This is a genomic window from Roseateles sp. Mitsp63, from assembly GCF_059491535.1.
This window is the reverse complement of the sequence record NZ_CP168509.1, coordinates 2,976,772-3,002,085: the sequence shown is the minus strand read 5'-3', so window position 1 is coordinate 3,002,085 and position 25,314 is coordinate 2,976,772. Positions and strand designations below refer to the sequence as shown.

Below are 25,314 nucleotides of genomic sequence, written 5' to 3'. Positions count from 1 at the left end.
AGCCCCCATTCAGAAAATCAGCAAGGAGCCTTGTATGACCTTGAAGGAACAGATCACCGAAGACATGAAGGCGGCGATGCGCGCCAAGGACAGCGAACGTCTGGGCACCATCCGCATGCTGCTGGCCGCGGTGAAGCAGAAGGAAGTCGATGAGCGCGTCGACGTCGACGACGTGATGCTGGTGGGCATCGTCGACAAGCTGATCAAGCAGCGCAAGGATTCGATCAGCCAGTTCGCCGCGGCGGGCCGTCAGGATCTGGCCGACAAGGAGAGCGCCGAACTGAAGGTGCTGGAGGCCTACCTGCCTCAGCGCCTGAGCGAGGCCGAGATCCAGGCCGAGGTCGCCGCCATCGTGGCCGACCTGGGCGCCAAGGGCCCGGCCGACATGGGCAAGGTGATGGGCGCCGTGAAGGGCAAGCTCGCGGGCAAGGCCGACATGGGGCTGGTCTCGGCGGCGGTGAAGGCCGCGCTGGCGGGCTGAGCTCGCGGCGCCTCTCGAGCACACAGGAGCATGTCGATGGAACTGACCGTCCAACAACTGACGCCGGATTTCTGCGTCGCGCCGCAGCTGACACCCGAAGCCATGGCCGCGCTGGCCGCGGCCGGCTTCAAGTCGGTGATCAACAACCGGCCGGACTTCGAGGGCGGCCCCGACCAGCCCACCAGCGAGCAGGTCCGCGCCGCGGCCGAGGCGGCCGGCCTCGTCTATCGCCACCTGCCCGTGCAAGGCGGCTACCAGTCGCCGGAGGAGATCGCCGCGATGCGCGCGCTGCTCGACGAGGTGCCCAAGCCGGTCCTGGCGTTCTGCCGCTCCGGCGCGCGCTCCACGCGTCTCTTCGCCGCCGCGACGCAGCTCTGAGCGGGTCAGGGCTTTCCCGCAGGCCCGCCTGAAATCAGCTTTCCGTCAGCGCGCGCTGGCTACAGTCCGTCTCCACACACAAGAACCGAGCCCTCCCGTCGGGGCTCCTGGAGACGGACTCGTCGATGAACGCCCTGCTTGCATTCGCCAAGGGCATCGACTGGCTGACGGACCGGTTCGGCACGCTTGCCGCCGGGGCCGTCCTGCTGTCGTGCTTGATCAGCGCCGCCAATGCGGTGATCCGCTACGGCCTGGACATCAGTTCCAACGCCTTCCTCGAAATCCAGTGGTACCTGTTCGCCGTCTGCGTGATGCTGGGCGCGGCGCAGGTGCTGCGGCTCAACGAGCACGTGCGGGTGGACATCGTCTACACGCGGCTGCGCGGCCACGGCAAGGTCTACGTCGACCTGTTCGGACTGATCGTCTTCCTGCTGCCGGTGATGGGCTACGCGGGCTGGCTGTCGTGGGACTTCTTCCTGGTGAAGCTGACCACCGGCATGCGGCCCGGCGACACCGTCGCCGCGCTCGGCCTGGGCGGCTATGCATGGAAGCTGCTCAGCAGCGGTGAGCTGTCGGGCAACGCCGGCGGCCTGATCCGCTGGCCGGCGGCGCTGACGCTGCCGCTGGGCCTCCTGCTGATGTTCCTGCAAGGCGTTTCCGAGGTGATCAAGCGCATCGGCTACCTGGCCCATCTCGTGGAGATGGACACCCATTACGAGAGGCCGCTGCAATGATCACGATGGAGCAATTCCCCCCGCTGATGTTCGCGGGGCTGATCGTCATCATGCTGATCGGCTTCCCGGTGGCGTTCTCGCTGGCGGCGCTGGGACTGGCCTGCGGGTTCTTCGCGGTGAGCCAGGGCTGGTTCCCGCCGGAGTTCATGTCGGCGCTGCCGCAGAACGTCTTCGGCATCCTGTCCAACGACCTGCTGCTGGCGATCCCGTTCTTCACGCTGATGGGCGCGCTGCTGGAGAAATGCGGCCTGGCCGAGGACATGCTCGATTCGATGGGTCAGCTGTTCGGGCCGGTGCGCGGCGGGCTGGGCTATTCGGTGATCATCGTCGGCTTCATCCTGGGCGCGATCACCGGCACGGTGGCCGGCCAGGTGATCGCGATGGCGATGATCTCGCTGCCGGTCATGATGCGCTACGGCTACAACATGCGCTACGCGACCGGGGTGCTGGCGGCGTCGGGGACGATCACGCAGCTGGTGCCGCCGTCGCTGGTGCTGGTGGTGCTGGCGGACCAGCTCGGCAAGCCGGTCGGCGACATGTACAAGGGCGCGTGGGGGCCGTCGATCCTGCAGGTGCTGATCTTCGCGCTCTACACCTTCGCGCTGTCGCGCATCAAGCCGGAGCACGTGCCCGGCGTGCCGAAGGAGGCCCGCACGCTCAACGGCTGGGCGCTGTGGCGCAAGTGCCTGCGCGGCATCATCCCGTCGGCGATCCTGATCTTCGCGGTGCTGGGCTCGATGGGCGGGCTGCCCGGCATCGACACGGCGATCTGCACGCCGACCGAGGCCGGCGCGATGGGCGCGGTGGGCGCCTTCCTGCTGGCGGCGATGCACCGGCGGCTCACCTGGCCGGTGGTCAAGGAGGCCTCCATCGGGACGATGCGCATCACCGCGATGGTGGTGTTCATCCTGATCGGGTCGCGGACCTTCTCGCTGGTATTCCAGGGCGTCGAGGGCGGCAAGTGGATCGAGCACCTGCTGACCAACCTTCCGGGCGGCCAGATCGGGTTCCTGATCGTGGTGAACCTGTTCATCTTCTTCCTGGCGTTCTTCCTGGACTTCTTCGAGATCGCCTTCATCATCCTGCCGCTGCTGGGGCCGGTCGCCGACAAGATGGGCATCGACCTGGTGTGGTTCGGCGTGATGCTGTGCGTGAACATGCAGACCAGCTTCATGCACCCGCCCTTCGGCTTCGCGCTGTTCTACCTGCGCGGCATCGCGGACTCGCTGTTCAAGAACGGCTCGCTGCCGCAGCGGGTGAAGTCGAGCGACATCTACCTGGGCTCGATCCCGTGGGTGCTGATGCAGTTGATCCTCGTGGCCATCGTCATCTTCTTCCCGGTGACGGTGACGGCCTTCCTGGACAAGGCGGAGGCGGTGGACCTGGACAAGGCCACCGAGATGCTGCAAGGCATGGACGCCGGCCAGTCCGGCCGGGTCGATCCGAACGCCGACACGAGCGCGCTGTTCGGGCTGCCGGACGCCGCGTCGGCGCCGGCCTCGGCCGCATCCTCGCCCGCCTCCGAGGCGCAGGACCCCATGGAGGCGGTGACGCGCGCGCTCCAGGAGAAGAAGTGAGCCGCGGGCTCAGCGCGTTGACGGCGGCATGTTCGATGCCTCCTTGATGCGCTGCCAGGCGTCCTTCACCGCCGGCTTCGCGCGCGCCCATTCGAGCGACGAGCCCTGGCGCTGGCTGCCCCAGTCGCGGTGCAGTTCGGCCTCGAAGTCGTCGAACTCACGGTCCGGATAGCGCGAGAACGCGTCCACGCCGTAGGCATAGGCCGGGCCGAAATCGTCATGGGTGTCGCCCGGCTGGATGTAGGGGCGCTTGGCGTAGTTGTCGCGCCAGTAGGCGGCCTCGCGCTCGCGGTCGTAGGCCTTGTCGCGGCGTTCGTCGAAGTCGGGCATGAGCGTCTCCGGAAGTCTGGATGACCTTCGTCGGCAAGTGCCATGCCCTGCGCGCGGCTACAGTCGCCGCCATGCGCTCCCGCCCTCCCCCCTTCCTCCGCCGCGTTCACGCGCTCGCTCCCCTCCTCTGCGCGGCGCTGGGCGCCGCATCCGCACATGCCGCGCCGGCAGCCTGTGACCACGGCACGTGGCGCGGCACCGTGGGCACGGCGCCGGTCTCGATCGAGCTCTCGCCCGCCGAAGGCCAGCGCCCCGCGATGGGCCGCTACTACTACCGCGCCTCGCTCGCGGACCTGACGCTGGTCCCCGACGCGAAGTCCGGCCAGTGGCAGGAACTCGACCCCAAGGAGAAGCTCACGGGCCGCCTCAGCCTGAGCTGCGATGCCAGCACGCTCAGCGGCGAATGGCAGTCGGTCGACGGCGCCAAGAAGCTGCCGATCGCCGCCAGCGCGATCAAGGACGCCGAGTACAACGCCACCCGCAAGGCCGGCCTCAAGCCCAAGGTCGTGAAGACCGGCCAGATCGGCGGACAGCGCTACGAGGAACTTTCCTTCCCCCTCCCCGGCGCCACCGGCAAGAAGGACGCGGACATCGACGCGGTCCACGGCGGCATCCGCCTGGCCGGCTCGACGCCCGGCATCGACGCGGTCAACGCCACGCTGCTGGCCAGGTCCATCGATGCCGTGATGGACCACCTGGATTGCGCGGCGATGGGGCGCCGCGATCGCGGGCCGGACGTGGGCTACTCCTCCTCCCAGACGCAATCGGTGCTGGCCTGGAATGCGGCCTTCGTCGTGATCAACACGTGGAACGAAGGCTTCTGCGGCGGCGCGCATCCGTGGCACGACAACAGCGTCACGACCTATCGTCTCGACACCGGCGCCGAAGCCGAAGTCCAGTCCTGGCTGCGCGCCGAGTGGAACGACGAAATCTCGAAGGATTCCAAGCTCGGACGCCTCTTGACGAAGGCCTACGCCGAGGGCGGCGGCAACGGCGCCGAGGCCGAATGCCGCGACGAGGTCCGCTGGATGGGCCGCTTCATCCATCCGGCGCCTAAGGCCCTGGTGTTCCACACCCAGGCCTCCTACGCGATGACGCCCTGCGCGGAGGACGTCGCGCTCCCGCTCGACGCCGTCTGGCCCTTCCTGACGCCGGCCGGCCAGCAGGCGCTGAAGACCTTCCGCTGACGGCCCACCGGGCCGCTCACTGCGGCGTGACCATCTTCAGTCCGATGATCCCCGCGGCGATCAGCCCGATGCACGCGAGCCGCGCCAGCGACGCCGATTCGCCCAGCAGCACCATGCCCGCGATCGCGGTGCCGACCGCGCCGATGCCGGTCCACACCGCATAGGCCGTTCCCACCGGCAGGTGCTTGAGCGCCCAGCCCAGCAGCACCACGCTCGTCACCATCGCGGTCACCGTGCCCACCGTCGGCCACAGCCGCGTGAATCCTTCCGTGTACTTCAGGCCCACGGCCCAGCCGATCTCGAACAGTCCGGCCAGGAACAGCACACCCCACACCATGTCGATCTCCTTGTCGTTCAAGCACTGCCTTGAAAGGCGAAGGGGCCCAATGTATGTTCGAGGAATTGATACATGAAGTCAGATTCTTTCAGCATGACTGATAGATCACCGCCTTGACCTGGAACGACATGGCTTTCGATCTCGACAACCTCCGCGTCTTCCTCGCCGCGATCGATCACGGCTCGTTCTCCGCGGCAGCCCGTTCACTGGGCCGGGTGCCCTCGGCGGTGAGCATGACCATCGCCCACCTGGAAGCGCAGCTCGACCTGACGCTCTTCGACCGCACCGGCCGGGAGCCGGTCCCGACCGCGCAGGCCCGGGCGCTGGTGCCGCAGGCGCGGCGCCTGGCGGAACAGCTGGGTCAGCTCAACCGGCATGCGCTGTCGATGACGCAGGGCCTGGAGCCCTCGCTGGTGATCGCCGTGGTCCCGGAACTCGTCGCGGCCACGCCGTGGAGCGAGGCGCTGAAGACGCTCTCGACCGAGTTTCCGCTCCTGGAGGTCGAGGTGCTGACGGCGCCTCAAGCCGATGCGCTCGCGATGCTGAAGGCCGGCCGCGCCCATCTCGCGCTGGTCTTCGAGCGCCAGGGCCTCGATCCCTCCGAGAGCTTCCAGGAGGTCGCCCGCGAGACGCTGATCGCCGTGGCGGCGGCCTCGCATCCGATGCTCGCCCGCGACCCGTCCGCGCTGCGCGATGAACACCTGATCGCGGAGCGTCAGATCCTCGTGGCGGGCCGCGATGCCTGCGACGTCGACAAGCGGATCTCGGTCTCGCGCGTGCAGTGGCGCACCGACAGCCCGGTGGCGGCGCTGCGCATGGTGTCGGAGGGCCTCGGCTGGGCCTGGCTGCCCTCGGGCTTCGTGCGCGGGGCGTTGGCCTCGGGCGAACTCGCCCAGATCCCCGCCGGCAACTTCACGACGGCGCTGCAGCTCTATGTCGACGTGGTCTGGACGCAGGCGCGGCCCCTGGGCCTGGCCGCGCGGCGCTTCGTGGCGCTGCTGAACGGGCGCGAAGGCTGCTCGGGCCAGCTCGCCGGCGACCGGACGCCGGCCGCCGTGACGCTCAGCGGTAACGCTCCGGGTCCGGTGAATCCGTCGGCTGCGCGATCACGCGCCGGAACGAGGCCGACATCGGGAGCTTCAGGTTGATGCCGCTGGGCGGCAGCGGCGACTCGAACCAGCGCTTGTAGATGGCGTGGATCTCGCCGCTGCGATACAGCCCCGTCAGCACGTCGTCGACCATGGTCTTGAACATCGGATCGTCGCGGTTCAATCCGATCGCATAGGGCTCGATCGTCAGCGCGTGGTCGGAGATCACGTAGTCGTCCGCCGAGACCGCCGCCCCCTGCTGCGCCAGCAGCGTGCGCAGGATGACGTCGTCCATCAGGAAAGCATCGGCCCGGCCGCTGCGCAGCAGCTGGAACGCATCGGGATCGTCCAGCCCGGCGACGATGCGGATGCCCAATCCCTGCTGCTCGTTGACCTTGGCCAGATGCTGGATGCTGGTCGTGCCGATGGTGCTCACCACCGGCCGGCCGCGCAGGTCGGGCAGGCTCTGCACCTTTTCGCCGTGACGCGTCATCAGCTTGGTCTCGGCCACGAAGATGGTCACCGAGAAGGCCTGGCTGCGCGCACGCTCCGCGGTGTTGGTCGTGATGCCGCACTCCATGTCGAGCGAACCGTTGCTGACCATCGGCATCCGCGTCGCCGAGCCGACCGCCACGCGCCGCACCTCCAGGTCAGGGAGGTTGAGCCGGACCCGCAGCGAGGCGATGACGCGCTCGCACAGGTCGACCGAGTAGCCGGTCGGCCGCAGCTGGGCATCCAGGAAGGAGAACGGCGCCGACGCGGGCCGATAGCCGATGACGATCACGCCGGTCTCGCGGATGCGCGTGAGCGTCGGCCCCTCGGCCGGTTGAGCGGGACGCGAGGCCGCATGCGGCGCCGGAGCCGCCGGCTTCGTCGAGACCAGCTTGCCGGCTCTCGGGGGCGACACCGCCGCGCACACGGTGCCGGCGAGCGCCAGGATAGCCGCGGCCATGACGCTGGCAATCCTCGCGTTCATCGATCAGGCCTCGCTGGAAGGGTCGGCATCGGACGATTCCGGCCCTGGCTGACCCAGCGCTTCGGCATCGAGGCGGCGGAGTTCGTCCAGACGGCTCCCGATCTTGATCTCCAGCCCGCGCGGCACCGGCTGGTAGAAGCGCTGGTCCTCGAGGCCGTCCGGCAGGTACTGCTCGCCGGCCACGTAGGCGCCAGGGAAGTCATGCGCGTAGCGATAGGCCTTGCCGTAGCCGAGTTCCTTCATCAGGCGCGTCGGCGCGTTGCGCAGGTGCACCGGCACCGGCCGCGAGCTGTCCTGCTTGATCAGCGCGCGCACCTGGTTGTAGGCGTTGTAGACCGCATTCGACTTCGGCGCGATCGCCAGGTAGACCACCGCCTGCGCCAGCGTCAGCTCGCCTTCGGGCGAACCCAGCCGCTCGTAGGTCTCGGCCGCGTCCAGGCAGATCCGCAGCGCGCGCGGATCGGCGTTGCCGATGTCCTCGCTCGCCATCCGGATCAGCCGCCGCGTGATGTAGCGCGCGTCGACGCCGCCATCGAGCATCCGCACCAGCCAGTACAGCGCCGCGTCCGGATTGGAGCCGCGCACCGACTTGTGCAGCGCCGAGATCACGTCGTAGAACTGGTCGCCGCCTTTGTCGTAGCGCCGCAGCTGCTCGCCCAGCGTGCGCTCGAGCAGCGCTTCGTCGATCTCCGCGGTGTCCGGCGGCGTCAGCTGCGCCACCGTCTCCAGCGTGTTCAGCAGGCGCCGCGCGTCGCCGTCGGCGTAGCCGATCAGGCGCAGCGTCGCGGCCTCGCTGACCGGCGGCGCGCCCAGCGACTCGCGCCCGCGCGCCAGCAGCTCGCGCATGTCCTGCTCGTCGAGCGACTTCAGCACATGCACCGTCGCCCGCGACAGCAACGCCGAGTTCACCTCGAAGGACGGGTTTTCCGTCGTCGCGCCGATGAAGCTGAACAGTCCCGACTCGACATGCGGCAGGAAGGCATCCTGCTGCGCCTTGTTGAAGCGGTGCACCTCGTCGACGAACACGATCGTGCGGCGGCCCTGCCCCGCGGCGGCCTGCGCGCGCTCGACCGCCTCGCGGATGTCCTTGACGCCGCCCAGCACCGCCGAGATCGCGATGAACTGCGCGTCGAAGAACTGCGCCATCAGCCGCGCCAGCGTCGTCTTGCCGACGCCCGGCGGACCCCACAGGATCATCGAATGCGGCCGGCCGCTCTCCAGCGCGACGCGCAGCGGCATGCCCTCGCCCAGGAGATGGCGCTGGCCGACCACCTCGTCGAGCTGGCGCGGGCGCAGCCGCTCGGGCAGCGGCGCATGCGGACTCGGCGCCGCGGCCATGCGCTGGGCGCTCGGCACGGGGTCGAACTCGTCCGGGAACAGCGACGCGTTGCTCATCGGCGGATCACTGGCGCGCGATGTCCGTGCCCGGCGGCGGCGTGAAGCGGAAGCGCTCGGCCGGCACCTTGGCATTGGGCTCGACCGCGGAGAACTGCATCACCGACTGCTGGCCGAAACCGTCGAGGATCTCCAGCGCCGACAGCTCGCGGCCCTTGAAGCCGAGCTTGAGGCTCTGCAGGTTCGCGTCGTTGCGCTTGGGCGTCGCCTGCACCCAGTCCAGCCCGTTGGCCGCCGGCAGCGCCTTCAGCACGAAGTCCCTGGACAGGTCGCCGCCCGCGAGCAGCGCCACCGGGGTCGCGCCCAGCGCCTGATCCATGCGGCGGACCGTGGCCTGCTGCAGGTCCGGGTCGTAGACCCAGACCTCCTTGCCATCCGCGACGATCAATTGCTCCGCCGGTTTCGCGTAGGCGAAGCGGAACTGGTTGGGGCGCTGGAACTCGAACACGCCCGAGCTCGTCTTCTTGCGCTTGCCATCCGGCGCGGTGACGGTCTGCGTGAAGCTGGCGCGGCCGCTCTTCACCTCGGTGACGAACTGCTGCAGCGCGCTCACGCCGTCGGCATGGGCCAGCGCGGCCGTGGCGCTCAGCGCGATCGCGGCCAGGCCTCGGATCAGGGAACGGAGGGACATGTCGGTCTTGCTCATTCGTCTCGCTTGGGCACGATGATGTCGCGGTTGCCGTTGGTGGCCATCGCCGACACCACGCCGGATTTCTCCATCTGTTCCAGCAATCTGGCCGCCCGGTTGTAGCCGATGCGCAGGTGGCGCTGCACCAGCGAGATCGACGCCCGCTTGTGCTGCAGCACCACCGCGACCGCCTGGTCGTACATCGGATCGGCTTCGCCGTCGCCGCCGGCCGTCAGGCCCGGCAGCCCATCGCCGCCGCCATCGCCATCGAGCACGCCGCCCTCAAGGATGCCCTCGATGTAGTTGGGCTCGCCGCCCTGCTCCTTCAAGTACTCGACAACGCGGTGCACCTCGTCGTCGCTGACGAAGGCGCCATGCACCCGCACCGGCAGCCCGGTGCCCGAGGCCATGTAGAGCATGTCGCCCATGCCCAGCAACGCCTCGGCACCCATCTGGTCGAGAATGGTCCGCGAGTCGATCTTGCTCGACACCTGGAACGACAGGCGCGTCGGGATGTTGGCCTTGATCAGGCCGGTGATCACGTCCACCGACGGGCGCTGCGTCGCCAGGATCAGATGGATGCCGGCCGCGCGCGCCTTCTGCGCCAGGCGCGCGATCAGTTCCTCGATCTTCTTGCCGACGACCATCATCAGGTCGGCCAGTTCGTCGATGACGACGACGATGTGAGGCAGGCGCTCGAGCGGCTCCGGCTCCTCCGGCGTCAGGCTGAACGGGTTGGGGATCTTCTCCTCGCGCTCGGCCGCGTCGGTGATCTTCTTGTTGTAGCCCGCGAGATTGCGCACGCCGAGCTTGGACATCAGCTTGTAGCGACGCTCCATCTCGTTGACGCACCAGTTCAGCGCGTTGGCGGCCTGCTTCATGTCGGTCACGACCGGCGCGAGCAGGTGGGGGATGCCCTCGTAGACGCTCATTTCCAGCATCTTCGGGTCGATCAGGATCAGGCGGACATCACGGGCCTCGGCCTTGTACAGCAGCGACAGGATCATCGCGTTGATGCCCACCGACTTGCCCGAACCGGTCGTGCCGGCCACCAGGCAGTGCGGCATCTTGGCCAGGTCGGCCACCACCGGCAGGCCGACGATGTCCTTGCCCAGGCCCATCGTCAGCGCCGACGACGCGTCCGCGTAGATCTGCGAGCCCAGGATCTCCGACAGGCGGATGGTCTGGCGCCGCGCGTTCGGCAGTTCCAGCGCCATGAAGTTCTTGCCGGGAATGGTCTCGACCACGCGGATCGAGGTCAGGCTCAGCGAGCGCGCCAGATCCTTGGCGAGGTTGACGATCTGCGAGCCCTTCACGCCGGTCGCCGGCTCGATCTCGTAGCGCGTGATCACCGGGCCCGGCGAGGCCGCCACCACCCGCACCTCGACGCCGAAGTCCTTCAACTTCTTCTCGATCATGCGGCTGGTCATCTCCAGCGATTCGGGCGTGACCGTCTCGATGCGCGGCGGCGGCGCGTCCAGCAGGTCGACCTGCGGCAGCTTGGTGTCGGCCGGGTCGGTGAACAGCGTCTGCTGGCGCTCCTTGATGACGCGCGTGGACTTGGGCACTTCCGGCACCGGCGGCTCGATCACGATCGGGATGTGGTGCTCCTCCTCGACCTGGCGCTCGACCTCGACGACCGCCTCGCGCTCGCGCTTGGCTTCCTTGCCGACGCGCTTGTCCTCGGCGATCTCGCGGCGGGTCTCGCGCTTCTCGATCAGGCGTTCGATCCAGGTGCCGATCTGCTCGGCCGCGCGCAGCCACGAGAACTTCAGCGCCAGCGCGACGCCGGTCACCAGCGCCGCGATCCAGACCACGCCCGAGCCGGCGAAGCCCAGCAGCTTCATGCTGGCCGGGCCCAGCAGGTAGCCCAGCACGCCGCCCGCGTGACCCGGCAGCCGCGCTTCCCAGCCGTACAGGCGCGTCCATTCGAGCGCGCAGCTCGCGGCCATCAGCAGCGCGAGGCCGGCGAAGGCCGGCAGGCGCTGCCTGAGCGTGGGCGTGGGACTGCCGTCGGCGCGCAGCAGGCGCGCCAGGCCGCTCAGCCATGCGCGCAGGGACGCCAGCATCAGCCACCAGCAGGAGTAGCCGAAGCCGAACAGCAGCAGGTCGGAGATCCAGGCACCGAGCGAACCGACGCGGTTGTGCGTTGGCGCCGAGGTGCCGGCGGTGCTGAAGGCGGCGTCGGCGCGGTCGTGACTGACCATCGCGAGCAAGACCAGGCACCAGATCAGCGCGCCGGCCAGCAACCACAGCGGCGTGCGCAGCGGACTGGGCGTCGCCACGGGAGCCGCCGCGGCGGCCGCGGCCTTCTTGGACTTGCGCGCCGGCGCGGGGCGCTCGGGCGTGGCGGCGTCGTCACCGCCGCCCAGCAGGGAACCGGGAAAACTCATCCCGCGATTGTGACGCACCTGACCCGGGTCCCGGACCCGGGCGCCGGCCGCATGGTGAAGAAACGTTGAGGCGCGGACGTCTGCGCCGTCCGTGCCCGGCCCCGCCGCGTCAATCGTGCTGCAGGCGCTCCTTGATGACCACCGAGCCGTTCTCGAGCGTCTCGATCACGCCCTTGTCCTCGAGGTCCTTCATCACGCGGCTGACCATCTCGCGCGACGCGCCGACGACCTTCGCCATGTCCTGGCGCGAGACCTTGCCGCGGATGATCTTCACGCCCTTCTCTTCCTCGGCCATGTCGAGCAGCGTGCGCGCGACGCGGCCGTAGACATCGAGCAAGGCCAGCGATTCGATCTGGCGGTCCGCGTTGCGCAGCCGCGCGACCAGGCCGCGCAGGATGCCGTAGGCCAGGCTCGATGGTTCCGGCAGGCCGCGCGCGAAATCGGCGCGGCCCAGCACCAGCATGTCGGTCTGCACCTCGGCGCGAACGGTCGCCGAATGCGGCTCGTTGTCGATCAGGCTCATCTCGCCGACGTAGTCGCCGGGCTGCAGCACCGCGAGGATGACTTCGCGGCCGCGGCTGTCGGCGGTCAGCACGCGCGCGCGGCCGTTCAGCAGGATGAAGAGGGCGTTGGACTTGGTGCCCTGCTCGACGATCAATTCGCCGCGCTTGAATCGCCGCTTCACCACGCTGTCCGCGATGGACTGGGCCTGGTCGGCGGTCAGCAGGGAGAACAAGGGAACCCTGCGGATCAGATCCAAATTGGACAACATGGCCATGAAGGGGTGCCTCCTGTCGGGGGTTAGGGTCAATCGTGGTGTCCAGGATGGCAGAGGGACCCGCCACCTAGAATGGATGCATTGTGCCAATTTGTTCACGGCTGTTCATAGGGTCTACGCCGACAGTCCCCTTAGGCTGTCGACCCTTGCGTCCACCGTGCGCATCCCCATCTCCCCAGTCATGAGCCAAAACACCCGCCACGCCCAGCTGTTGATCCTCGGTTCCGGCCCCGCCGGCTACACCGCCGCCATCTACGCGGCCCGCGCCAACCTCAAGCCGCTGCTGGTCACCGGCATGGCGCAAGGGGGTCAGTTGATGACCACCACCGAAGTCGACAACTGGCCCGCCGACGTGATGGGCGTGCAGGGGCCGGAGCTGATGCAGCGCTTCCAGGAGCACGCCGAGCGCTTCCAGACCGAGATCGTCTTCGACCACATCAACAGCGTCGACTTCTCCAAGCGCCCGTTCACGCTGACCGGCGACAGCGCCGTCTACACCGCCGACGCGGTGGTCCTGGCGACGGGGGCCTCGGCGCAATACCTCGGCCTGCCGTCGGAGGAGTCCTTCATGGGCCGCGGCGTGAGCGCCTGCGCGACCTGTGACGGGTTCTTCTATCGCGAGCAGGAGGTGTGCGTGGTGGGCGGCGGCAACACGGCCGTGGAAGAGGCGCTGTACCTGTCCAACATCGCCAGCAAGGTCCACCTGATCCACCGCCGCGACAAGTTCCGCGCCGAGCCCATCCTGGTCGACAAGCTGATGGACAAGGTCAAGGCCGGGAAGATCGAGCTGCATCTGTTCCACACGCTGGACGAGGTGCTGGGCGATGCCAGCGGCGTCACCGGCGTGCGCGTGAAGAGCACGCAGGACAGCTCGGCCACCGACATCAAGCTGCAAGGCTGCTTCATCGCGATCGGGCACAAGCCCAACACCGACATCTTCGCCGGCCAGATCGAGATGAAGGACGGCTACATCCGGACCCGAAGCGGCCTCGAAGGCTTCGCCACGATGACCAGCGTGCCGGGCGTGTTCGCCGCCGGCGACGTGCAGGATCATGTGTACCGCCAGGCCATCACCAGCGCCGGCACCGGCTGTATGGCCGCGCTCGACGCACAGCGCTTCCTCGAGCAGGAATCCGCCTGACGGCGCCGGCGGGAGAGGCCTGCGCCTCCCCGCCTGCGCTCACTCACCGGCCCGCCTTTGCGCGGGCCGGTTCATTTCTGCTACACTCTTCGTTTTTCTTGCGCCGAAAACCTGTGAAGGATCTCGACGCGAGGAAGATGGGTTACCGCCACCCTATGGCGAGGTGAGGCCGCCACCCGCGCTCCAGCAGATGGAACGAATGGGATGGTCGCCGGATGACATATCGGAGTGTCCTCATGGCACGCGTCTGCGAAGTCACGGGCAAGAAGCCCATGGTCGGGAACAACGTTTCCCACGCCAACAACAAAACCAAGCGCCGGTTCCTGCCGAACCTGCAATACCGCCGTTTCTGGGTCGAGAGCGAAAACCGCTGGGTCCGCCTGCGCATCAGCAACGCCGCCCTGCGCCTGATCGACAAGAACGGCATCGACGCCGTGCTGGCCGACCTGCGTGCTCGCGGTCAAGCCTAATCACTGAACCAGGAGCGACACCATGGCATCCAAAGGCGGACGCGAAAAGATCAAGCTGGAATCCACTGCCGGCACCGGTCATTTCTACACCACCAACAAGAACAAGAAGACCACGCCCGAAAAGCTGGAATTCATGAAGTTCGACCCCAAGGCACGCAAGCACGTGCTGTACAAGGAAACCAAGCTGAAGTAATTCAGCCTTCCTTGAAGAAGAAAACCCGCCAATTGGCGGGTTTTTTCATTTCTGAGCGAGAACGGCTGATTCAGGGCGTCATGCGATCGATGCGCGACTTGCCCAGCAGTTCTCGGGCCATCCAGTCGTCGATCATCTTCTTCTCGTAGCGCAGCGGCTCGGTATCAAAGTAGCGATTGCCGAGGGAGTTTTGATAATCCATATCCTTGATATCCGCCTTGCCGGATTTCAGGACCTGTCCATTCTCGCTGAGCGTATAGCTGAAACTCATCCGCGGAATGGTCACCGTGCGCAGGATACGAATCTGATCGCGAGCACGTGGCTCTATTTCACCCGCAAGGTCCACATCCGTCACGTCGATCTTCAGCTGCTTGCCGGGCAACTCCCGGGCAGCCAATGCCTTGAAGTGATCGGCCAGCTGCTTCATCGCATTCTCGCGATCCACCGACATCCGTCCGATGTCGGAGAAGTTCTCCGGCTTGATGAAGTTCACCTCCGCCTGCGCCTGGGCAACCGACGCCAGCACACCGAGGCTCAGGGTCGTCAAGCCGAACACCACCGTGCGCTTGATCAGGGTCGAGGCAGTCATGTCAGTCTCCTTGTGTGACGGTTCTGACAAATTATGGTCGCCTCAATGAAAAAAGGCGCCCGAAGTGGGCGCCCTTTGCATTCCTTCAACTGTGCCGGGTGATGACCGTCACTCCGGACGGCATCTCCCCTGCTCCAGGATCAGGCGCGCACCGCGCGCAATCCCATCGCGAAGGCCTTCAACTCGGCAATGCCGCTTTCCTCGGCCTTGCGGCACCAAGCCTGCAGATCGTGCACCAGCTGCTCGGCCGACACGTTCGTGCGGGTCCACAGCTGACGCAGTTCCTCGCGCATCGTCACCAGCTTGTCCAGCACCGGGCTGGCGGCGCGGGCGCCTTCCAGCTGCGCCTGGAGGGCTGCCGGGATCTTCTCCGCGTCGCGATGCAGCCACCGCTTGGCCAGCTTGAACTGGTGGAACTTGTCGCTGTGCTGCTGGCCCGCGGCCTTCAACTGGCTCAGCTCGGCCTTGCAGACGCCGCGCAGGTCGCGGGCATAGCGCGCCATGACCTCGTAGCGGTTGGCGATGATCGCTTCCAGCGTGTCCTTGTCGGCCACCGGCTTGAGCTCGCCCGTCTTCATCTGCGGCGCGGTCTTGCGGACCTTGGCCCAGCCGATCATTTCCATCGCACGGATGTAGCCCCAGCCGATGTCGAATTCGAACGGCTTGACCGAGAACTTGGCCGACGTCGGATAGGTGTGGTGGTTGTTGTGCAGCTCTTCGCCGCCAATGATCAGGCCCCACGGCGACACGTTCGTCGAAGCGTCCGTCGCCTCGAAGTTGCGATAGCCCCAGTAGTGGCCCGCACCGTTGATGACGCCGGCAGCCCAGATCGGGATCCACGCCATCTGCGTCGCCCAGACCGCCAGGCCGGCAACGCCGAACAGCGCCACGTCGAGGATCAGCATCAGCGACACACCCCAGACCGAGCGGCCGCTGTAGATGTGGCGCTCGACCCAGTCGTCCGGCACGCCATGGCTGAACTTCTTGATCGTCTCCTGGTTCTTGGCCTCGGCGCGATAGAGCTCGGCGCCGCGGGTCATGACGGTCTTGATGCCGCGGGTGACCGGGCTGTGGGGATCGTCCTCGGTCTCGCACTTGGCGTGGTGCTTGCGGTGGATGGCCACCCACTCGCGGGTGACCATGCCGGTCGTCAGCCACAGCCAGAAGCGGAAGAAGTGCGACGGGATCGGGCCCAGGTCCAGCGCGCGGTGCGCCTGGGCGCGGTGCAGGAAGATCGTGACGGCGGCGATGGTGATATGCGTCACCACCAGCGTGAAGACCACGATCTGCCACCAGCTGGCGCCGGTGAGGCCGTCGATCATCCAATTCAGGACGGCATCGTGCACAGACATCAATACGTTCATTCGGTCCTAACCCTGCTCGCGAGGAGCCAGTTGTCCACAGGAAGCCACGATTGTAGGCGAGCCCCTCTAGAAATCTTGCCGAGGAATACGGCATTCCCGTCGGTCTTTTGACGCTTCCGGGCCGGAAGCCCCTGAAGGCGTGATTGATCGAACGCTTCAGATCGGGGCGGGAATCCGAGGCGCAAGGCCATTGACCCTTCGCCCAGCCCGGCAATTTGTTCGTAAATCGAATCGAGCGGCGGAGGCCTTACTTCTTCCGTTCCCAGACGGCCGCGAAGAAACCGTCGCTGTGATGGCGGTGCGGCCACAGGCGCAGGAAACCGTCCTCGGAGAGCTCGGCCGCCTGCGCCGCCTCGACCTGCGCGTGCGTCAGCACGTCCTGGGCGGGCACCAGCGTGAAGTCGGGATGCGCCTGGGCGAACTCGCGGGCGACCGCCTCGTTCTCGGCGTCCAGCAGCGAGCAGGTCGCGTACACCAGCCGGCCGCCCGGCTTGAGCAGGCGCGAGGCGCTGTTCAGGATCGCGAGCTGCTTGTCATGCAGTTCCTGGACGCCTTGCGGCGTCTGGCGCCACTTCAGGTCGGGATTGCGGCGCAGCGTGCCCAGGCCCGAGCACGGCGCGTCGACGAGCACCCGGTCGATCTTGCCGGCCAGACGCTTGACGCGCTCGTCGCGCTCGTTGCTGATCTGCACCGGGTACACGTTGGACAGCCCGCTGCGCGCCAGGCGCGGCTTGAGCTTGTCGAGCCGGTGCCCGGACACGTCGAAGGCGTAGAGCCGGCCGGTGTTGCGCATCGCGGCGCCGAGCGCCAGCGTCTTGCCGCCGGCACCGGCGCAGAAGTCGACCACCATCTCGCCGCGCTTGGCCTCGGTGAGCAGCGACAGCAACTGGCTGCCCTCGTCCTGCACTTCGACCTGGCCGCTGATGAAGACATCCAGCTTCTGCAGCGCCGGCTTGCCGTCCAGGCGCAGGCCCCATGGCGAATACGGCGTCGGCGCCGAGTCGAAGCCCTTGGCCTTCAGCGCGGCCTGGACATCCTCGCGCTTGGCCTTGAGCAGGTTGACACGCAGGTCCAGCGGGGCGGATTCGTTGACGGCGTCGGCCAGTTGCCAGAACTGCTCGTCGCCCAGGCGCTGCCGCAGCGGATCGACCAGCCAGTCCGGCAGGTTGTGACGCAGCTTCTCAGGCAGCTTGCTGCGGTCGACCTTCTCGACCTGCTTGAGCCATTGCAGCTCCTCCTCCTTGAGGGCGCCGCGCAGGAAGGCTTCGTTGCCGGCCCAGGCGAGGATCGCCAGCCGCCGCGCCATCGGACCGCGCCCGGACTGCGCGAGATGCTGCAGCAGCGCCCGCTTGCGCAGCACGGCATAGGCGGTTTCGGCGAGGGTGTGGCGCTCGCGCTGGCCCAGGGCCTTGTGGGCGCGGAAGAAGTCGGAGACCAGGGTGTCGGCGGGCTTGTCGAACAGCAGCAGGCTGTCCACCAGTTCGGCGCAGAGTTCAAGAAGGGCATTAGGATGCATCGCCGGATTATCCCGGAACCCGCCCCGCATGAGCGATCCCACTCCCGACCTCCCCAATCCGGCCCTCGCCGCCCCCGCCGCCCATGGCGCCGGTGATCCGCTGGCGCCGCTGCCGCAGGCCGCCCCGGGCCGCTACCGTCATTACAAGGGCGGCGAGTACGAGGTCCGCGGCGTGGTGCGCCACAGCGAGACCCTGGAGCCGCTGGTGCTCTACGCGCCGCTCTACAACGACAGCGGCCTGTTGTGGGTGCGCCCCTACGCGATGTTCTTCGGCAGCGTCGAGGTCGACGGTCTCGCGCAGCCCCGCTTCGCGCGCATCGGCGGCTGAGCGCGATGCCGCTGCTGCACCAGATCCGGCGCCGCCCTCGCCTGCTGATCGGCGCGGCGACCGGCGCGTTGCTCGCGGCCGCCTGGCCGGTGGAGCTCGCGTGGCATACGCGGGCGCTGCTGGGCTGGAGCGCCGGCGTCTGGACCTACCTGATCCTGATCGGCTGGATGATGCTGCGCACCAGCGCGGAGGACGTCGAGGACCAGGCCCGCGCCGTCGCCGACGGCGTGTCGACGGTGCTGATCCTGGCCATGATCGGCGGCGCGGCCAGCATGGCGGCGATCTCGCTCGAGCTGGCCCGGCTGAAGGACGCCGGCATCGCCGCCGGCTGGCCGCATCTGCTGGTGGCCTCGGCGACGCTGACCGGCTCCTGGCTGCTGCTGCCGGTGGAGTTCGGCCTGGCGTACGCGTCGCTGTTCCACAGCGGACCGAAAGCGCCGCATGGGCTGGAGTTCCCCGGCGACGAGGACGCCCCCGACTACCTGGACTTCCTCTACTTCGCCGCGACGGTGGCGGCAACCTCGCAGACCTCGGATGTCGTCGTCAGCTCGCGGCCGCTCCGGCGGCTGGTGCTGGTCCAGGCGGTGCAGGCCTTCGTGTTCAACACCGTCGTGCTGGCGCTGACGATCAACTTCCTGGCGGGCATGCTGGGCTGAGCCGGCGCGACCGCCGGATCGCCTTCGAGCCGCTTTCGAGCCGCCTTCGGCCGCCCTTCAGCTGAACATCTGCGGCTCCGCGCCGCGATGGCTGACGCGCGAGCCCTCGGTGGCGAGCTGCCCCTCGACGAACCAGCGCACGGCGCTCGGATACATGCGGTGCTCGAGCTTGAGCACCCGCGCGGCGAGCGCCGCCTCGTCGTCGCCGTCCAGCACCGGCACCACCGCCTGCGCCACGATCGGCCCATGATCGAGCTCGGCCGTCACGAAGTGCACCGTCGCGCCGGCGACCCGGCAGCCGGCCTCGATCGCGCGCTGATGCGTGTGCAGGCCCGGGAAGGCCGGCAGCAGCGACGGATGGATGTTGAGCATGCGGCCCGCGTAATGCGCGGTGAAGCCCGGCGTCAGGATGCGCATGAAGCCGGCCAGCACGACCAGGTCGGGGTCGAAGCCGTCGATCACGCGCTGCAGTTCGGCGTCGAACGCGACGCGGGCGGCATCGCCCTTGCCGAAGGCCTTGTGGTCGACGACCGCCGTGGCGACGCCGTGCGACTGGGCGAATGCCAGACCGGCCGCGTCGGGCCGGTTGCTGATCACCGCGGCGATGCGGGCCGGCCATCCGCCGGCGGCGCAGGCCTGGACGATGGCTTCCATGTTGGAGCCCCGGCCGGAGATCAGGATCACGATGTTCTTCATGGGGCGGCAGTGTAGCCAAGGGCATGGACGTGACCGGCCGCCTCGCGGGCCACCGCTCCCTACAATCGCCGTCCCGCCGCCGCCGCCGCCATCGCCATGACCGACCTCCCCCTCCCCCCTTCGCGCCAGCGCGTGCTGTCCGGCATGCGGCCCACCGGCGCGCTGCACCTGGGCCACTATCACGGCGCGCTGAAGAACTGGGTGCGGCTGCAGGCGGCCTACGACTGCTTCTTCTTCGTCGCCGACTGGCATGCGCTGACCACGCACTACCAGCACCGCGAGGGCCTGGAGCACAACGTCTACGACATGGTCGTCGACTGGCTGGCGGCCGGCATCGACCCGGAGCAGGCGACGCTCTTCATCCAGAGCCGCATGCCCGAGCATGCCGAGCTGTTCACGCTGCTGGCGATGAGCACGCCGTCGAGCTGGCTGGAGCGCATGCCCAGCTACAAGGAGCTGGTGGCGGAGAACCGTGAACTGGCCACCTACGGCGTGCTGGGCTATCCGCTGCTGCAGGCGGCGGACATCCTGATCTACAAGGCGGCGTTCGTGCCGGTCGGCGAGGACCAGGCGCCGCACGTCGAGGTGACGCGCGAGGTCGCGCGCCGCTTCAACCACCTCTACGCGCCGCTGCTGCCCGAGCCGCAGGCGCTGATGACCGAGACCTCGCGCCTGCCCGGCCTGGACGGCCGCAAGATGAGCAAGACCCATGGCAACGCGATCGCGATGCGCGACGCGCCGGAGGTGGTGGCCGACAAGGTGCGCAAGATGCAGACGGACCCGCAGCGCGCGCGCCGCGGCGACCCGGGCGAGCCCGAGCGCTGCCCGGTGTGGGCGCTGCACAAGGTCTACGCGGACAGCGACACGCGCGCCTGGGTCGAGTCCGGCTGCCGCAGCGCCGGCATCGGCTGCCTGGACTGCAAGCAGCCGCTGATCGACGCGATCCATGACGAGCAGGCCCCGTGGCGCGAGCGGGCCGACGAATTGCTGGCGGATCCGAAGAAGGTCCACTGGATCGTCGAGGTCGGCACCGAACGGGCGCGCGCGGTGGCGCGCAAGACGCTGCGCGAGGTGCGCGGCGCGATGGGCATCGACTACTGAACCGGATCGCTCGAGATGGCAGGCATCCACATCACCGACATCGAATCCGCCATCAACTGGTGGCGCCAGCGCGCGCCCGGCGATGGCGTGACGCTGGGCCCCGAACTGCGGGCGCTGGCGGAGGTCTACGCGCTGATGGTCTTCCACCACGAGGCCGAGTGCGACGAGGACAGCATGCCCGCGCCGGCGCTGGCCGCCTGGCTGCGCTGGTACGACACGACGCCGGACGCGCCCTGCATCGCGATCTGCTCGACGAGCCAGGGCGACGAGCTCTGCAAGGGTTGCGGGCGCAGCTTCGACGAGGTGCAGGACTGGCCGGTGTTCACGCCGGGCGAGAAGCGCGCCACCTGGCGGCGCATCACGCTGGAGGGCACGGCGTGGCGTTTCAACCGCTATGCCGAGCGGGCGATCGAGCGGCGCCGGGAGGCGCCGTCCTCGTCCGGCGAGGCGGGCGTGGACGCGCCGGGCGGTCCATCGGGTGGCCCATCGAATGAATAGCAGCCGTCTGGCGAGCCTGCGCCAGATCCTGCCGCTCGCGTGGCCCGTGTTCATCGGGCAACTGGCGGTGCTGGCCTACTCGACGATCGACACGCTGCTGGTGGCGCGGCATTCCGCGACCGACCTGGCGGCGCTGGCCGTGGGCTCGGCGGTCTACACCTCGGTGTTCGTGGGGCTGATGGGCGTGGTGCTGGCGATCTCGCCGGTCGCGGGCCAGCTGTTCGGCGCCAGACGCATGGCCGAGGCCGGCGACAGCCTGCACCAGGCGGCGTGGCTCGCGCTGGCGCTGACCGTCGCCGGCGAGCTGATCCTGTGGTTCCCGCAGCCCTTCCTGGCGATTTCGCAAGTCGGGCCGGAGATCGCCGCCAAGGTGCGCGGCTACCTGCGCATGCTGGGCGTCGCGCTGCCGGCCGCGCTGCTGTTCACGGCGTATCGCGGCTTCAATACCGCGGTGTCGCGGCCCAAGGCGGTGATGGCGCTGCAGATCGGCGGGCTGGTGTTGAAGTTCCCGGCCAGCGCGCTGCTGATCGGCGGCTTCGCGCTCGGCCCGGTCCAGGTGCCGCCGCTGGGCGCGGTGGGCTGCGCGATCGCCACGGCGATCGTGATGTGGAGCCAGTTGCTGATCGCGCTCGCGGTGCTCAGGCGCGATCCGTTCTATGCGCCCTTCGGCTTCGCCCGCGCGGGCCTGCACCGGCCGCGCAAGGACACGCTGCTGCGGCTGGTCAAGCTGGGCGTGCCGATGGGCGCGTCGGTGCTGATCGAGGTCACCGGCTTCACCTTCATGGCGATCTTCATCGCGCGGCTCGGCACGACACCGGTGGCGGGGCACCAGCTGTGCGCCAACCTCGTCGCGATGATGTTCATGCTGCCGCTGTCGCAGGCCAACGCCTGCAGCACGCTCGTCGCGCAGGCGCTCGGCGCGCGGGATGACGCGGCGGCAAGGCGGCTCGGGTGGCATGGGCTGGAGATCGCGCTGGCGATCGCGTTCGTGCTGGGCGGGGTGGTGTTCTCGCTGCGGGAGCAGGTGCTGGGGCTCTACACCAGCGACGCGGCGGTCGTCGCGGCCGCGCTGCCGCTGCTGGGCTGGCTCTGGCTGTTCCACGTGTCCGACGCCGGGCAGACCGTCGCCGCCTTCGTGCTGCGCGCGCATCACGTCGCGACCGCGCCGATGCTCATTTACGCGTTCGCGATCTGGGGGCTGGGGCTGGGAGGCGGCTACTGGCTCGCCTTCGGGGAGCATGACGTCGCGCTGCCAGCGATCATGCAAGGGGCGCGCGGGTTCTGGAGCGCGGCGTCGGTCGGGTTGGCGGCGGCGGCCATCGGACTGGGCGCCCTGCTGGCGCTGGTGCATCGCCGAGAGATCCGGGCCTAGGACTTCCGCGGCCGCTGCCCTAGCTCGCGTTCAGCGGCAGCGTGATGACGAAGCAGCTGCCACCACCCTCGCGCGCGTCGCAGCGCACGTGGCCCTGGTGGGCCGTCGCGATCTGCTTGACCAGATTGAGCCCCAGGCCCACGCCGCCCGACACCTCGGCGTGTCCGGGCAGCCGGAAGAAGGCCTCGAAGATGCGCTCGCGCATCGGCTCGGGCACACCGGGACCGCGGTCGCAGACCATCAACTCGATCCGCTCCTGACCGGCGCGGCGAATCTTCAGCTCGACCACGGGCCCGCCGTAGCGGCGCGCGTTCTCGAGCAGGTTGCGCAGCGCGCGCCGCAGCAGCCGGTCGTCCCCCTTGATCGTCAGGCGTTCGATGCCGGGCTCGATCTCCAGCTCCGCGCCGGCCGGCGCCGCCGATTCCGCCGCGATCGCGAGCAGGTCCACCGGCTCCAGCCGCAGCGACTGCGCGCCGCCCTCGAGCCGGCTCGCCAGCAGCACTTCCTCGACCAGCGCGTCCAGCTCCGCGATGTTGGTGTTGATCTCCTGCCCCAGCCGCACCCGCTGCGCCGGCGACGCGTCGTCCAGCATCGAGAACGCCATCTTCAGCCGCGCCAGCGGCGATCTCAGTTCATGGCTGGCGTTGGCCAGCAGGCTCTTGTGCGAGCGCAGCAGCGTCTCGATCTGCTCGGCGGCGCGGTTGAAGCTGCTCGCCAGCGCGGCGACCTCGTCCTTGCCGTTGTCCTCCACGCGGAAGCTCAGATCGCCCGAGCCGAACTGCTCGACGCCGGACTTCAGCGACTCGAGCCGGCGCGTCAGCCGCCTCACCACCGGATAGGCGCCGCCCGCCACCGCCAGGAACAGCACGGCCAGCAGCACCGCCAGCGCCTCGCCGCTCGGGCGCGGGATCCAGCCCGGCAGCCAGGAGCCATTGGCGGCCTCCTCGCGGCGCTGCTGCTCCAGCCGGTCCAGCATGCGCTGCCGGGCCTGCTCCGCCTCGGGACGCGCCTCGCGGCGCGGCGGGCGGACGTCCGGCGGCGGACCATCGAAGAAGGGATCGCGGCGCTCGCGCAAGACGCGCTTCGGGCCGCTCGCGCCCGCGTCGGCCTCGAGCGCGGCCTGGCCGATCGGGCCCGACACGCCCGGCGGCCGGGTCAGGCGCAGGAACAGCAGATGCCGGCCGTCGTCCAGCGGAATGCGCTGGATGCGCGAACCGGGCAGGTCCTCGCGCCGCTCGAACAGCGGCGAGGCCCCGATCCGGTGACCGCGCGAGTCCTCCAGCGCCAGCGCCATGCGCAGCCGCTGACCCCAGTCCTCGACGGCATCGGCCTGCTCATCGGCCGGCGCGGTCGCCGGCGGCAGCGCTCGCTGCACCAGCACCGCGAGCGCCACGAGGCGCTCCGACGCGGCCTGCTCGAAGCTGCCGCGTTCCTGCTCGATGCGCCCCTGGAACAGCCACGCGCTGCCCAGCGCGAACGCCAGCAGCACCACCACCACGGTGACGTAGATCCGGAGGTACAGCGCCTTCACTTAGTCGAGGCCTTCGGCGTCCTGCTTGCGTGCGAACACGTAGCCGGCGCCGCGCACCGTCAGCACCCGTCGCGGGTTCTTGGGGTCGTCCTCGATGACCGAGCGGATGCGCGAGATGTGCACGTCGATCGAGCGGTCGAAGGCCTCCAGCGGATGCCCCTTGAGCGCATCCATGATCTGGTCGCGCGACAGCACGCGGCCCGGGCTCTGCGCCAGCACGACCAGCAGGTCGAACTGGTGGCTGGTCAGGTCGCAGGCATTGCCGTCCAGGCGCACCTGGCGGGCCGCCAGGTCGATCTCCAGCCGGCCGAAGCGCAGCACCTCGTCGCCCATCGCCTGCGGCTCGGTGCGGCGCAGCAGCGCCTTGACGCGGGCCTGCAGCTCGCGCGGCTCGAAGGGCTTGGGCAGGTAGTCGTCGGCGCCCAGCTCCAGGCCCAGGATGCGGTCCATCGGCTCGCCGCGCGCCGACAGCATCAGCACCGGCAGGCGGCGCCAGCGCTTGTCGCTGCGCAGCTGGCGGCAGAACTCCAGGCCGTCGCCGTCCGGCAGCATCAGGTCCAGCACCAGCAGCTCGAACTGGCCGGCCTCGAGCTCGGTGCGGCCTTGCGCCAGCGAGCCGGCGAAGCTGACGTCGAAGCCGGCGCTGCTGAGGTAGTCGCCCAGCATCGCGGTGAGGCGGGCATCGTCGTCGATCAGGAGCAGTCGTGGATTCATCGGTCGTTGCGAGGCGGCCGCGCCCCGGGCCGGATCGGCCTGGCCGCGCGCCGCGGACTCATCGAAAGTCTGAAGCATAGCCGTCCTCTCGCGAATCAGCGCTCGGTGAAGGGGGCCGGCAGCGGGTTGTCCGGATTGCCGCCGCGGCGCTCCTTCATGTGCTGCATGCGGTCCTTCATGTGCGCCTTCATCTTCTCGCGCTCCTGCTTGCGCAGCTCGGCGAGCTTGGCGCGCTGCTCGGGGCTGAGGACGCGCGACGCGTCGATCATCGCCAGCGTGATGCGCTTGGAGGCGACCTCGCGCTGCGCGGCGATCTGCTGGCGCAGCTGCTCGACGGCATTGGCGTCGACCGTCGGCGCGGTGAACAGCGCCTCCATGCGCTCATGCAGCTGGCGCATCGTGTCGCGCTGGCCCTTCAGGTCGTTGCGCGCGGCGTCGAAGATCTGCTTGAGCTGGGCGCGCTGGGCGTCGGAGACGCCGGCCTCCTTCAGCAGCCGGCCGTGCATCGCGCCGAAGCCGCCAGGGCCGCCGAAGTCCGGACCGCCGCGATGCATCGCGGGCGGCGGCGGGGACGCGTCGGCCGGGGCCTGCTGGGCCTGGGCCGCCAGGGCGGCCATGCTCATCGCCGCGGCGATGCCCAGCATCTTCAGGGGGCGGGAAAAGCTCTTGACCATCTCGAATCTCCAAGTGCGTTCAGGGATGGAGGCATCGTCGAGCCCGCGCGTCAACTCGCCGTGGGCCTGCCGTAAAGAATCGTGAAATGAATCGGCGCCAATGAAAAACGCCCGCGGCGCCCTCTTGAAAGAGCGCATCGCGGGCGTCATTGAAGGGCCGGCCGCTGGCGGCCGGCGCTTCATCCGGGG

The 25,314-nt window shown here is 68.8% G+C and carries 28 protein-coding genes; 14 read left to right on the top strand and 14 right to left on the bottom strand.

The genetic code is table 11. From position 1 onward, the window contains the following. Positions 1–34 precede the first annotated feature (34 nt). From ACEN96_RS13265 to ACEN96_RS13250, 4 genes are all read left to right on the top strand, one after another. Complete coding sequence (locus ACEN96_RS13265) at positions 35–481, top strand: GatB/YqeY domain-containing protein (RefSeq protein WP_495588470.1); 447 nt, start codon at positions 35–37, stop codon at positions 479–481. A gap of 36 nt (positions 482–517) precedes the next feature. Further along, positions 518–859: a protein tyrosine phosphatase family protein gene (locus tag ACEN96_RS13260; protein ID WP_495588469.1), complete on the top strand. Its 342-nt coding sequence runs from the start codon at positions 518–520 to the stop codon at positions 857–859. A 125-nt stretch (positions 860–984) separates the two neighbouring features. Beyond that, positions 985–1,593: a TRAP transporter small permease subunit gene (locus ACEN96_RS13255; RefSeq protein ID WP_495588468.1), complete on the top strand. Its 609-nt coding sequence runs from the start codon at positions 985–987 to the stop codon at positions 1,591–1,593. After that, a complete protein-coding gene (locus tag ACEN96_RS13250; protein ID WP_495588605.1) occupies positions 1,593–3,170 on the top strand; it encodes a TRAP transporter large permease in 1,578 nt (525 codons plus the stop codon). The genes ACEN96_RS13255 and ACEN96_RS13250 overlap by 1 nt, the downstream gene beginning before the upstream one ends. Before the next feature lie 9 nt (positions 3,171–3,179). On the opposite strand, the gene ACEN96_RS13245 is transcribed toward ACEN96_RS13250, so the two are convergent. Continuing rightward, positions 3,180–3,500: a hypothetical protein gene (locus ACEN96_RS13245; protein WP_495588467.1), complete on the bottom strand. Its 321-nt coding sequence runs from the start codon at positions 3,498–3,500 to the stop codon at positions 3,180–3,182. A gap of 200 nt (positions 3,501–3,700) precedes the next feature. Between ACEN96_RS13245 and ACEN96_RS13240 the strand changes: the two genes are divergently transcribed. Continuing rightward, positions 3,701–4,687, top strand: a complete 987-nt coding sequence (locus ACEN96_RS13240; RefSeq protein ID WP_495588466.1) for a hypothetical protein — start codon at positions 3,701–3,703, stop codon at positions 4,685–4,687. Positions 4,688–4,703: 16 nt separating this feature from the next. Here the strand turns inward: ACEN96_RS13240 and sugE are convergent, their stop codons facing one another. Beyond that, the gene (gene sugE / locus ACEN96_RS13235; protein WP_495588604.1) at positions 4,704–5,024 is read right to left on the bottom strand and encodes a quaternary ammonium compound efflux SMR transporter SugE; all 321 of its coding nucleotides are present in this window, start codon (positions 5,022–5,024) and stop codon (positions 4,704–4,706) included. Positions 5,025–5,152: 128 nt separating this feature from the next. On the opposite strand from sugE, the gene ACEN96_RS13230 reads away from it, so the two are divergent. Continuing rightward, positions 5,153–6,172, top strand: coding sequence for a LysR family transcriptional regulator (locus tag ACEN96_RS13230; RefSeq protein WP_495588603.1), 1,020 nt, complete (start codon positions 5,153–5,155; stop codon positions 6,170–6,172). Here the strand turns inward: ACEN96_RS13230 and ACEN96_RS13225 are convergent. The 5 genes from ACEN96_RS13225 to ACEN96_RS13205 all read right to left on the bottom strand — a co-directional run bounded on the left by ACEN96_RS13225 (position 6,087) and on the right by ACEN96_RS13205 (position 12,282). Next, complete coding sequence (locus ACEN96_RS13225; RefSeq protein ID WP_495588465.1) at positions 6,087–7,064, bottom strand: amino acid ABC transporter substrate-binding protein; 978 nt, start codon at positions 7,062–7,064, stop codon at positions 6,087–6,089. The genes ACEN96_RS13230 and ACEN96_RS13225 overlap by 86 nt on opposite strands. A gap of 27 nt (positions 7,065–7,091) precedes the next feature. Further along, positions 7,092–8,426, bottom strand: a complete 1,335-nt coding sequence (locus ACEN96_RS13220; protein ID WP_495588602.1) for a replication-associated recombination protein A — start codon at positions 8,424–8,426, stop codon at positions 7,092–7,094. A gap of 64 nt (positions 8,427–8,490) precedes the next feature. Next, positions 8,491–9,114 carry an outer membrane lipoprotein periplasmic chaperone LolA gene (lolA, locus tag ACEN96_RS13215; RefSeq protein ID WP_495588464.1) on the bottom strand — a complete coding sequence of 208 codons (624 nt, stop codon included), beginning with the start codon at positions 9,112–9,114 and terminating at the stop codon, positions 8,491–8,493. Positions 9,115–9,125: 11 nt separating this feature from the next. Beyond that, on the bottom strand, positions 9,126–11,504 hold the full coding sequence (locus ACEN96_RS13210) for a DNA translocase FtsK (protein ID WP_495588463.1): 2,379 nt from the start codon (positions 11,502–11,504) through the stop codon (positions 9,126–9,128). A gap of 109 nt (positions 11,505–11,613) precedes the next feature. Further along, a complete protein-coding gene (locus ACEN96_RS13205; protein WP_067067043.1) occupies positions 11,614–12,282 on the bottom strand; it encodes a Crp/Fnr family transcriptional regulator in 669 nt (222 codons plus the stop codon). A 181-nt stretch (positions 12,283–12,463) separates the two neighbouring features. Between ACEN96_RS13205 and trxB the strand changes: the two genes are divergently transcribed. From trxB to rpmG, 3 genes are all read left to right on the top strand, one after another. Next, entirely contained in the window at positions 12,464–13,423 is a 960-nt protein-coding gene (gene trxB, locus ACEN96_RS13200) for a thioredoxin-disulfide reductase (protein ID WP_495588462.1), read from the top strand. 236 nt (positions 13,424–13,659) lie between these two features. Next, complete coding sequence (gene rpmB / locus ACEN96_RS13195; protein WP_067067039.1) at positions 13,660–13,893, top strand: 50S ribosomal protein L28; 234 nt, start codon at positions 13,660–13,662, stop codon at positions 13,891–13,893. A gap of 22 nt (positions 13,894–13,915) precedes the next feature. Next, a complete protein-coding gene (gene rpmG, locus ACEN96_RS13190) occupies positions 13,916–14,086 on the top strand; it encodes a 50S ribosomal protein L33 (protein WP_058934741.1) in 171 nt (56 codons plus the stop codon). A 70-nt stretch (positions 14,087–14,156) separates the two neighbouring features. Here the strand turns inward: rpmG and ACEN96_RS13185 are convergent, their stop codons facing one another. The 3 genes from ACEN96_RS13185 to ACEN96_RS13175 all read right to left on the bottom strand — a co-directional run bounded on the left by ACEN96_RS13185 (position 14,157) and on the right by ACEN96_RS13175 (position 17,555). After that, the gene (locus ACEN96_RS13185; RefSeq protein ID WP_495588461.1) at positions 14,157–14,675 is read right to left on the bottom strand and encodes a DUF3016 domain-containing protein; all 519 of its coding nucleotides are present in this window, start codon (positions 14,673–14,675) and stop codon (positions 14,157–14,159) included. Positions 14,676–14,815: 140 nt separating this feature from the next. Beyond that, positions 14,816–16,027, bottom strand: coding sequence for a DesA family fatty acid desaturase (locus ACEN96_RS13180; protein WP_495588460.1), 1,212 nt, complete (start codon positions 16,025–16,027; stop codon positions 14,816–14,818). A 259-nt stretch (positions 16,028–16,286) separates the two neighbouring features. Beyond that, on the bottom strand, positions 16,287–17,555 hold the full coding sequence (locus tag ACEN96_RS13175; RefSeq protein WP_495588459.1) for an RsmB/NOP family class I SAM-dependent RNA methyltransferase: 1,269 nt from the start codon (positions 17,553–17,555) through the stop codon (positions 16,287–16,289). A gap of 100 nt (positions 17,556–17,655) precedes the next feature. Here ACEN96_RS13175 and ACEN96_RS13170 point away from each other — a divergent pair, with 100 nt between their 5' ends. Together ACEN96_RS13170 and ACEN96_RS13165 are read left to right on the top strand one after the other, a co-directional pair. After that, positions 17,656–17,883 carry a DUF1653 domain-containing protein gene (locus ACEN96_RS13170; protein WP_495588601.1) on the top strand — a complete coding sequence of 76 codons (228 nt, stop codon included), beginning with the start codon at positions 17,656–17,658 and terminating at the stop codon, positions 17,881–17,883. Positions 17,884–17,888: 5 nt separating this feature from the next. Further along, positions 17,889–18,539 carry a DUF1345 domain-containing protein gene (locus ACEN96_RS13165; protein ID WP_495588458.1) on the top strand — a complete coding sequence of 217 codons (651 nt, stop codon included), beginning with the start codon at positions 17,889–17,891 and terminating at the stop codon, positions 18,537–18,539. A gap of 57 nt (positions 18,540–18,596) precedes the next feature. On the opposite strand, the gene purN is transcribed toward ACEN96_RS13165, so the two are convergent. Then, positions 18,597–19,235: a phosphoribosylglycinamide formyltransferase gene (gene purN / locus ACEN96_RS13160; protein WP_495588457.1), complete on the bottom strand. Its 639-nt coding sequence runs from the start codon at positions 19,233–19,235 to the stop codon at positions 18,597–18,599. A gap of 96 nt (positions 19,236–19,331) precedes the next feature. Between purN and trpS the strand changes: the two genes are divergently transcribed. Genes trpS through ACEN96_RS13145 form a run of 3 tightly spaced genes read left to right on the top strand, consistent with a single transcriptional unit; the run spans position 19,332 to position 22,206 of the window. Continuing rightward, a complete protein-coding gene (gene trpS, locus ACEN96_RS13155; RefSeq protein WP_495588456.1) occupies positions 19,332–20,336 on the top strand; it encodes a tryptophan--tRNA ligase in 1,005 nt (334 codons plus the stop codon). Between the two features lie 15 nt (positions 20,337–20,351). Then, a complete protein-coding gene (locus ACEN96_RS13150; protein ID WP_495588455.1) occupies positions 20,352–20,834 on the top strand; it encodes a DUF3717 domain-containing protein in 483 nt (160 codons plus the stop codon). Next, positions 20,827–22,206: an MATE family efflux transporter gene (locus ACEN96_RS13145; protein ID WP_495588454.1), complete on the top strand. Its 1,380-nt coding sequence runs from the start codon at positions 20,827–20,829 to the stop codon at positions 22,204–22,206. Before ACEN96_RS13150 ends, ACEN96_RS13145 begins: the two co-directional genes overlap by 8 nt. 19 nt (positions 22,207–22,225) lie before the next feature. Here the strand turns inward: ACEN96_RS13145 and ACEN96_RS13140 are convergent, their stop codons facing one another. From ACEN96_RS13140 to ACEN96_RS13130, 3 genes are all read right to left on the bottom strand, one after another. Next, entirely contained in the window at positions 22,226–23,737 is a 1,512-nt protein-coding gene (locus tag ACEN96_RS13140) for a sensor histidine kinase (RefSeq protein ID WP_495588453.1), read from the bottom strand. Then, positions 23,738–24,451, bottom strand: coding sequence for a response regulator (locus ACEN96_RS13135; protein WP_343641821.1), 714 nt, complete (start codon positions 24,449–24,451; stop codon positions 23,738–23,740). It abuts the gene before it with no gap. Positions 24,452–24,546: 95 nt separating this feature from the next. Further along, complete coding sequence (locus ACEN96_RS13130) at positions 24,547–25,125, bottom strand: Spy/CpxP family protein refolding chaperone (protein WP_495588452.1); 579 nt, start codon at positions 25,123–25,125, stop codon at positions 24,547–24,549. Positions 25,126–25,314: the final 189 nt, after the last annotated feature.